Genomic DNA, 8,783 nt, shown 5'->3' with positions numbered 1-8,783 from the left:
CACGCACGGGATTACATACGATCCGGCGCGCGACCTGCTGATCGCCAGCGAGCCGCTGGCGGGAGCGATTGTGACCTTTCCGGCGGGGGCCAGCGGCGAGGTGGCGCCGCTGCGCGTGATTCAAGGGCCGGAGACCCATATCCATCGGCCCTACCAGGAAGTGGTCGATGATGTCCATCACGAAATCGATGTGGCCGACAACGAGGGTGATTCGGTGCTGGTCTTTCCGTGGGACGCCAACGGCAATCAGCCGCCGCTGCGGGTGATAGAAGGGCCTAACACGGGGATGCGCGAACCGGTGGGAATCGGGGTCGACCCGGTGCGCAACCTGATTGTGGTCGCGGCCGACGGGGGGACTAAGACCTGGCAGCATAACGGTGGTCTGTTCATCTTCAAGCGCACCGACAACGGCAACGTGGCGCCGCTGCGGGTAATCGCGGGGCCGCATACGGGAATGAAGCGGACCTGGCACATGGCGTTGTACCAAGACAAGATCTACGTTGCGGTAACATCTTCCACCGCCGCCACCGGCGGTTATGTTCCGCCCTACGATCGCGGCGGTTATGCGCCGCGCCCCGGATGTACCGGGCCGCCCCGTCTAGGTGATAACAGTCGCGGCTTCATCGGAGTGTGGAAAATCACCGATAGCGGCGACGTGCCGCCAGAGTTCATCATCCGGGGTGACGCCTGCCCGCATCCGGGCGACTTGGCGATCAATCCTGCCAAAGGCGAAATCTACACCGGCGGTCAGGAAGCCAACGGGATGTTCACTTTTCTGGTACCTCAATTCTTCAGCTCCGGAAGTTAGGAATCGGTGGGGCAGGCGGCGCGGGCCAGCTTGCCCCCACCATCGCAGGTCCAGCTATCTGAACGGATTGGAGCGGCTAAGTTAGCCAGATGCCCAGGGTCCTGGAGGGCATTACCGTTGTCGAGTTCAGTGCCGATCTGGCCTCCGCGTACGCGGCCATGCTGCTGGCGGAGCATGGCGCGCGGGTACTCAAGGTCGAACCGCCGGGTGGCGATTCGGACCGCGGTGATCCACACTTTCAAATCGCCAACCGCAGCAAGAAATCCGTTTGCCTTGACCTCAAGGATGCGAGTGAGCGTGGGCGTGCGCGAGAGCTGATCGGTCGCGCCGATATCGTGATCAGCGGCCATACCCCCAGCCGCCGGCGCGCGCTCGGCCTGGATTATGAATCGCTGGCTCATCTCAACCCGCGGGTGTTGCTGCTGGCGATGCCCCCCTTGGGTAGCCGTGGTCCGCTCGCCGACCTTCAGGCGCCCAGCGATCTGGCGCAAGCGCTGGGCGGAATTGATGGCAATCAATGGGCGCGCAGCGGTTATCCCGTTGCGCTGGCCTTTCCGTTGGCGGCTTATGAAGCGGGCGCCTTGGGTGCGCTGGCGGTGGTAGCGGCTCTGCTGCGGCGCGATATCGCAGGCCGAGGCCAGGAGATCGAGGTCTCGATGCTGGCGGCGGCGATGGCGCTGCAAGCCGGCGCCATCGTTCGTAACCCCGACCTGATTCGCCCCAACCCCGGCGGACCGGCTGATCCGCTGGGGCAATGGGCCGTCTATCGTCTGTTCGAGGCCAGTGACGGCCAGTACCTATTTGTGGCGCCAGGCAATCCGCGCTTCTGGTATCGCCTGGCGGTAGCGCTGGGACGGCCTGAATTGATCTCTGATCCGCGCTTTGAGGATGCGCCCTGGATAGTGGACCGGGAGCGCGCCGACGCGCTCAAAGCAATCATGATCGAGGTTTTCAAACAGAAACCACGAGATGAGTGGTTGAAGATCCTGTACGATAACGAGATTCCGTGTGGGGAATTGCGAACCCGCCAAGAATGTTTCGCTGATCCACAGGTCGCCTATCTCGGGATGCGCCAGGCGGTGGAAGATCCGGCGCTGGGGCCAACCTATCAGATCGGCCTGCCCATCAAGCTGCATCGTACTCCTGGTGCAATCGACAATCCCGCGCCGCGTGCCGATGCCGATCGGGCTGCGATGGAGGCGATCCTCGCCCAGCCTGCCAAAGCTGGGGTTGATGATTCGGTGGACCGGGCTGGAGGCCCATTGGCGGGCGTTTTGGTCGTGGACTTGGGCGGCTACATCGCGGGTGCCTTTGGGCCGATGCTACTGGGGCAGTTGGGCGCCACGGTGCTCAAGGTCGAGAGTCTCGAGGGCGACCCCTTTCGTCTGTTTGGCTACGGCTTTTTGGCCTGGAATCAGGGCAAGCGCTCGCTGGCCCTGGACCTGCGCCAGCCCGAAGGACGCGAAGTGGTTTATGGCTTGGCCAAGCAGGCCGATATCCTGTTCGAAAACATGCGCCCGGGGCAGACCGAAGCTCTGGGGATAGACTATGCGACTCTGGAGAAAATCAACCCACGCCTGATTCAAGCGAGCGTTACCGGTTTTGGCAAGGGTGGACCCGGACATGCAAGGCCTGGCTTCGATCCTCTCACTCAAGCCTTTTCAGGTCTTATGCTCGCGCATGGGGGTTATTCGCGGACCGAGCCTGGACCGCGCCACCCGCTCTATCTGACTTGCCCAGTCAGCGATTACGGTGCCGGCACCTTCGGGGCGTTGGGATGCGTTCTGGCGCTGGCTGCGCGCCAGCGGTGGGGCATTGCGCAAGCTGTCGAGACCTCGCTGCTGCAATCGGTAATGGCGCTGCAAGCCGGAGAGTTCGTGTTTTATCCCGGTCGCGCCGATTTCGAAAACGGTGCTCCCGAGCTGCGAGGCCTTGGCGCATTGCGGCGGGCTTATCAAAGCAAGGAGGGCGGCTGGTTATACCTCGCGGTCTGCGACCAGAACCAATGGGAGGCGCTGCGCCGATGGCTCGACTGGCCAGCGGAATCCTATCGACAAGCGGCCGCCTATGGGCCACAGAGCGAGCTGGCAGTGGCCTTGGCCGCTCGCTTCGCGACCCAAGCGCGCGCCGAAAATCTGCGTCTGCTGGCCGCCCACGGAATTCCCGCGGTACCAGTCAACACGCCGGCACAGTTGTTCGATGACGAGCAGGTGCGCGCCAACGAGCTGCTGGTGGAATTATCCGATCCGAGCTACGGGTTGGTGGGGCAGGTGGGTGCGGTAATGAAATTCTCTCACACCCCGGTCGTTCCCGACCGGTCGGCGCCGGCGCTGGGCGAACACAGCGAGGAGATTTTGCGTACCTTCCTGGGCTACTCTGCGCAGCGCATCGCGCAACTACGCCAGCGCAAAATTATACGTTGACATAATCGCTTGTGTAACTGACGCGGTGAGCGCCAGTTTATGTCGTCAGCCGAGCAAGGCGCGCAAGGTCGAAACAATCTCGCACAGTTCGAAAAATCCTCAGGGCGGCTTTGTCTGCGCGAGCGATGGGAGGGCGCGGTAACTTGCTTCACCAAGTCGGCACGGGTATTTGCGATTGCGAGGCGTTCCCTTACCTGGGAGATACTACGCTAGTCGGGTTTCTCGGGAATCACTTTGAGTCGGCTTTGTCGAGGCGTGGTGGGGCGCGCACGCTCGGCCCTGCCACGCCCGGCACGACCGTGTGGCCGCGTTGGCGCGCTGTCGGGCGTGGCAGCCTTGGGGGCGCCGGTGCGGCCTGGATCGAGCCCCAGCGCGCGCAACTCAATGCGCTTGATGCGGTCGCGTAACTGGCCGGCGCGCTCGTATTCCAGCTCTTTCGCGGCGGCCAGCATCTCCTGGCGCAACTGCTTGAGGTGCAGTTCCAGTTCGTGGGCCGGCACCGCGTCGTCTTCGCCCTCGCCTGCCTCAGCTGAGATCTCCGGTACGACCGCCCATTCGGGCGAGTACATCTCCACCAGCGAGGCATCCAGCGCCTTGCTCACCGATTTGGGCGTAATTCCATGCTCGGTGTTATAGGCGAGCTGCTTGGTGCGTCGGCGGTTGGTTTCCTCAATCGCTTTGCGCATCGAGCCAGTCTGCTGGTCGGCATACATGATGACCTGGCCGTTGATATGGCGCGCGGCGCGCCCGATGGTCTGGATCAAGGAGCGCGCGGAGCGCAGGTAGCCTTCCTTGTCGGCGTCCAGGATCGCCACCAGCGAAACCTCGGGGAGGTCTAGCCCTTCACGCAGCAGGTTGATCCCGACCAGCACGTCGAAGACGCCCTTGCGCAGGTCGCGGATAATCTCGACGCGCTCGATAGTGTCGATATCGGAATGCAGGTAGCGCACGCGCACGCCCAGGTCGTGGTAGTAATCCGTCAAATCTTCGGCCATCTTCTTGGTCAGGCAGGTCACCAGCACGCGCTCGTTGCGTTCAACCCGGCGGCGGATTTCTTCCAGCAGGTCGTCCACCTGGGTGCCCGCCCGCCGCACCTCGATGGCGGGGTCAATAAGCCCCGTGGGCCGGATCAATTGCTCAACCACCAGGCCGCCGGACTTGGCCAATTCGTAGTCCCCAGGAGTGGCGGATACATAAACCGCCTGGTTGACGAAGCTCTCGAACTCCTCGAAATTAAGCGGTCGATTATCCAGGGCCGAGGGCAACCGAAAGCCGTAATCCACCAGGTTCTGCTTGCGCGAGCGATCACCCCTGTACATGCCGCCGATTTGGGGGATGGTGACATGGCTTTCATCGATGAACAAAAGATAATTTTTGGCGAAATAGTCGAGCAGAACCGGTGGCGGCTGGCCGGGGCGACGGCCGGTCAGATGGCGCGAGTAGTTTTCGATTCCTGGACAGACCCCCATTTCGGCCAGCAATTCCAAATCGTACATGGTGCGCTGCTCCAGCCGCTGCGCCTCTAGCAGCTTGTTCTCCGCGCGTAATTGTTCCAAGCGCTGGCGCAATTCCTGGCGGATGCTTTGGATCGCGGCCTCCATCCGATCGGAAGTGGTGACGTAGTGGGAGGCGGGGTAAATCGCCACGCTGGAGAGGCGGCGTAGCACTTGGCCACGCAGCGGATCGATCTCATATAGCCCTTCGATTTCGTCGCCAAAGAATTCGATGCGCAGCGCGCGACTCTCCTCGTATGCCGGAAAGACTTCGACCACGTCGCCACGAACCCGAAAGGTGCCACGATGGAAATCGTAATCGTTGCGCTGATATTGAATATCCACCAACTTGCGCAGGACGCGGTCGCGCGCGATGTGCTGGCGCTCTTCGACAAATAACAGCATCTCGAAATAGACCTCGGGTTCGCCCAGGCCGTAGATGCAGGAAACCGAGGCCACGATCAGCACATCGTTGCGCTCTAACAGAGCTTTGGTGGCTGAATGGCGCAGCTTATCAATCTCGTCGTTGATGCTTGAATCTTTTTCGATGTAGGTGTCGGTGGAAGGGACGTAGGCTTCGGGCTGATAATAATCGTAATAAGAGACGAAATAGCGCACCGCGTTGTCGGGAAATAAGGTCTTGAACTCATTGTAAAGTTGGGCTGCCAGAGTTTTGTTGGGCGCCATTACCAGGGTAGGCCGGTTTAAGCGGGCGATGACGTTGGCCATGGTGAAGGTCTTGCCCGACCCGGTCACGCCCAATAACACCTGATGGCGGATCCCATCGCTCAAGTGGCGGCACAGCGCTTCAATGGCGGCCGGCTGATCGCCTTGCGGCTGATAGTTCGAGACCAGCTTAAATGTGCCTTCTTTATCCCGAGCTAATGACAACATCGTTTTTTCATGCTAGCAGGACAGACGCTCGTACTTAATCCGAGGCCAGCGGAGGGGAGCGCCGGTTGGAGGGGCCGGGCGGCGAGCTGACAAAGAGGAAAATCTTGCTCCAGGGGAGATGGTTTAAGCTTTAAATGCGGCAGTCGAGGCGGCCGTGAGGAACCCAAGAGCGCGTTCAGAGTAGCTGGGCAGGGCAGGAGGGCGGCTACCTGGCCCGGCCTGGAAAGACTTATTTTAACCTGGATCCCGCTTTTTCCTTGAATCGCGGCCGACGACAAGTAAAATTGCGCAAGCGTCTTGGAGTATTTGGGTGGCGCCTGGCTAATAGCTGAATAGATGGAGGAGGTTAATGGGCACTAAATTCCGATTCGCTGTTCCAACCGCGGTTGTGGCCGGACTAACGCTGGTCATGGCCGGCTGCGCGAGCACGGTGCAGAATTTGTCTCAGCCGCGAGAATGGGATGGGTGCGCGCTGGGAGGGGCTTTCTTGACCGCCATAGCCGGTGGTGTGGGCGCGTATGAAGTTGCGCACCACACCGGCAGCGGTGACCGGACCAACGTCGAGGCGGTCTTTACCCCGATTTCGGCGATTGTCGGCGCGGGCATCGGTGCGGTAGCGGGCCATTATCTGTGCGACCCCGTCGTGCCGCCCCCGGCGGCCCCGGTTGTTGCTACGGCGCCCGAGGCGCCGCCTCCTCCGCCGCCCCCGCCGCCGGTTCAGCACGAGCGCATCGTATTGCGCGGCGTACATTTCGACTTCAACAAGGCCAATATCCGGCCTGATGCAGTACCGATCTTGGATGAGGCGGCTGACATCCTCTCCAAGAATCCTAACGTAACCGTGGACGTTAACGGTTATTGCGACGCCATTGGCAGCTTTGCGTATAACTTGAAGCTGTCGCAGCGCCGCGCTGACGCGGTAGCTCGCTATCTGGAGAGCAAGGGCATTCCGTCCAGCCGCCTGGTGACGCATGGCTACGGTAAGACCCACTTCGTGGCCAGCAATGCCACCGCGGCGGGTCGTGCCCAGAACCGGCGCGTCGAATTGGTCCCGGCCGCGCAGTAAGGCCGAGACCGAGTCCGTCTTGCGGCCGCGGCCTGCCGTTGATTCGGTGGGCCGCGGCGATTTACTTGTTGGCGCCTAGCAATTTTATGATATCTTGAGTTCGGGTTGTTTGTTGGGAAGTGGAGCAGCATGAGTAGAGCGATGCTTAAGCTGAGAGGGTTAAGCTTGGTCGCCGTCGCGCTGGCGGTTGGGGTGTTTTGGGAAGCGGCATGGAGTCAAACGACGCCGCAAGCCACTCGACCAAGCCACTCCAATCCCACCTTGCTTCATGATTCGCGAGCCGTCGCTGCAATGCAGGCGCACATGCATAAAGTCCTGCATACCCGACATCATGCTCACGATGCTCACGCGCGCGCTGCCGATATCCTTTATTTGCGTGCGGTCAACGCCTTTCCCTCTTTTTGCCAGGATTGGGGACGCAAGCTGCAAAGTCGCGATGTCAACAATGTGGACAATGTGAGCTGGCGAGCCAAGGATGGCTGGGAAACCGGCACCTACATCGTTTACAGTCCAATCAAGAGCTGTAACACCAAGCGCGCGGCCAATGGCCAACCTATTGGCGAGCTGACTTATCAGGAAACTGAATATTACCTCGCCGGCCATACCATCACGGAGGCGCGCCACGCGCAGCCCAAGCCGGTGAGCGTGACTAACACCACCGAGATCTTTCGCTGGGATCGCACCCACTGGGATTACTAGCCTGGCGTCGCGCAAACGACTGGGTTGGCCCTGACCGCGCTCGACGAACTTTACCTCAGTGGCGCGGGCGATTTTGCTCGCATCGGCGATGCGGCGGGCATGGTGGCCTGCCCCGTTTGTGTCGAACATTTTTAAATCAAGTGAGGCGGAGCGCGGCCATTACGGGGTGAACTAGCCCGGGTTTCTGGCTTGGCAACCATTGGGGCTGGGCGTGAAGGCGCGGCGATCTTCGCGGTTAGGGTTCTCAGCGGAGGCGCCGGCCTGCCGCACTACGTTGCTACGTTTATCGATGCAACTATCGCATTTTGCTACACGCAAAAGTACTGAAAAACCCGATCCGACGGCAGCAGAGACGTGTAGGAAGGAGATATTCTGCACAAAATCGAAGTCTTCCTAAGCTTCTCTCCCTGACCACGGGAAGATAAGAGAGAGGGAGGCTGCGGAGGCTTTCTTCGTTTTGGTCGGGCAGCAGTGGGTGCCGCGCCCGCGAAGTGCTCCATTTACTTTGGAGAGATGACAAGCGAGCTAACGGGCTAAGAAACACTAAGCCGAAGAAATTCGGTACACAGCAGCATTCAAATCCAGGAAGTGGCAGCGATACTTTGAGCCTCGAGACCCAGCCCACGCTTAAGCGATCCTCGCCCCAGGGTGTGGCGATCAACAAATGGCTGGTTTCGCTCTCGGTCCTGATGGGTGCCTTTCTGTCGGTGATGGACGCCAATGTAGTCAATTTGGCGCTGCCCGACATGATGACTGCCTTTCATGTCACGCTGGCTCAGGTTACCTGGGTGGCGACAGTCTACACGATCGGGCAAATCGTCGCGATCACGATGGTGGGCTGGTCGGCAACGCTGATGGGCCGAAAATCGCTTTTCATGTGGTCCATGGGCCTGTTCATTGTGGGCTCGATGTTAGCCGGGTTGTCGCGCAACATGGCGGAAATCGTGCTCTTCCGTTTGATGCAGGGCTTTGGTTCCGGCAGCTTGGTGCCCTGCTCGCAAGCGATTATTTCCGAGGTCTTTCCGCCGGCCGAACAGGGTACCGCCAGCGCGGTTTATAGTGCGGGGGTAGGCGTGGCGCCGGCCATTGGCCCGGTGATTGGCGGTATCCTGATGGACCGCTTCGGCTGGCCCGCGATCTTCTTTATCAACGTACCGGTGTGCCTGGTAGGTTTGCTGATGGTGTGGCGCTACGTCGAAGACCCGCGCTACCTCAGGCGTGGCCTCAAGAGCATCGACGGCATCGGCATCGGCTTGCTGGCGATTGGAGTCAGCGCCGTGCAACTCGTCGTGGCGCAGGCCGGCGAACTTGGTTGGATCCACTCGTCGCGCCATCTGGCCGAGCTGGGGCTGGCCGCAGCGGTGGTGGTTGGCCTGGTATGGTGGGAGCTGCGCCAGCTC

6 protein-coding genes are annotated in these 8,783 nt (G+C 60.8%); 5 read left to right on the top strand and 1 reads right to left on the bottom strand.

The annotated features are described in order from the left end of the window. Both VKV28_17000 and VKV28_16995 read left to right on the top strand, forming a co-directional pair. On the top strand, positions 1-808 hold an 808-nt coding region (locus tag VKV28_17000; GenBank protein HLH78501.1), incomplete at its 5' end, for a hypothetical protein. A gap of 89 nt (positions 809-897) precedes the next feature. Continuing rightward, entirely contained in the window at positions 898-3,231 is a 2,334-nt protein-coding gene (locus VKV28_16995) for a CoA transferase (protein ID HLH78500.1), read from the top strand. Positions 3,232-3,440: 209 nt separating this feature from the next. Here the strand turns inward: VKV28_16995 and uvrB are convergent, their stop codons facing one another. After that, positions 3,441-5,618, bottom strand: coding sequence for an excinuclease ABC subunit UvrB (gene uvrB, locus VKV28_16990; protein ID HLH78499.1), 2,178 nt, complete (start codon positions 5,616-5,618; stop codon positions 3,441-3,443). A gap of 349 nt (positions 5,619-5,967) precedes the next feature. Between uvrB and VKV28_16985 the strand changes: the two genes are divergently transcribed. The 3 genes from VKV28_16985 to VKV28_16975 all read left to right on the top strand — a co-directional run. Continuing rightward, the gene (locus VKV28_16985) at positions 5,968-6,684 is read left to right on the top strand and encodes an OmpA family protein (protein HLH78498.1); all 717 of its coding nucleotides are present in this window, start codon (positions 5,968-5,970) and stop codon (positions 6,682-6,684) included. Positions 6,685-6,825: 141 nt separating this feature from the next. Then, positions 6,826-7,383, top strand: a complete 558-nt coding sequence (locus VKV28_16980; GenBank protein HLH78497.1) for a hypothetical protein — start codon at positions 6,826-6,828, stop codon at positions 7,381-7,383. A gap of 602 nt (positions 7,384-7,985) precedes the next feature. Then, positions 7,986-8,783, top strand: a 798-nt coding sequence (locus VKV28_16975) for an MFS transporter (GenBank protein ID HLH78496.1), incomplete at its 3' end; no start/stop codon positions are given.

The organism is Candidatus Binataceae bacterium, assembly GCA_035294265.1.
GTDB lineage: Bacteria > Desulfobacterota > Binatia > Binatales > Binataceae > DATGLK01.
This window is presented reverse-complemented; position numbering and strand designations above follow the sequence as displayed.

Excerpts from the sequence above, each read along its gene's own strand:
- VKV28_16995 (HLH78500.1), top strand. The coding sequence starts at position 898 with ATGCCCAGGGTCCTGGAGGGCATTACCGTTGTCGAGTTCAGTGCCGAT.
- uvrB (HLH78499.1), bottom strand. The coding sequence starts at position 5,618 with ATGTTGTCATTAGCTCGGGATAAAGAAGGCACATTTAAGCTGGTCTCG.
- VKV28_16985 (HLH78498.1), top strand. The coding sequence starts at position 5,968 with ATGGGCACTAAATTCCGATTCGCTGTTCCAACCGCGGTTGTGGCCGGA.
- VKV28_16980 (HLH78497.1), top strand. The coding sequence starts at position 6,826 with ATGCTTAAGCTGAGAGGGTTAAGCTTGGTCGCCGTCGCGCTGGCGGTT.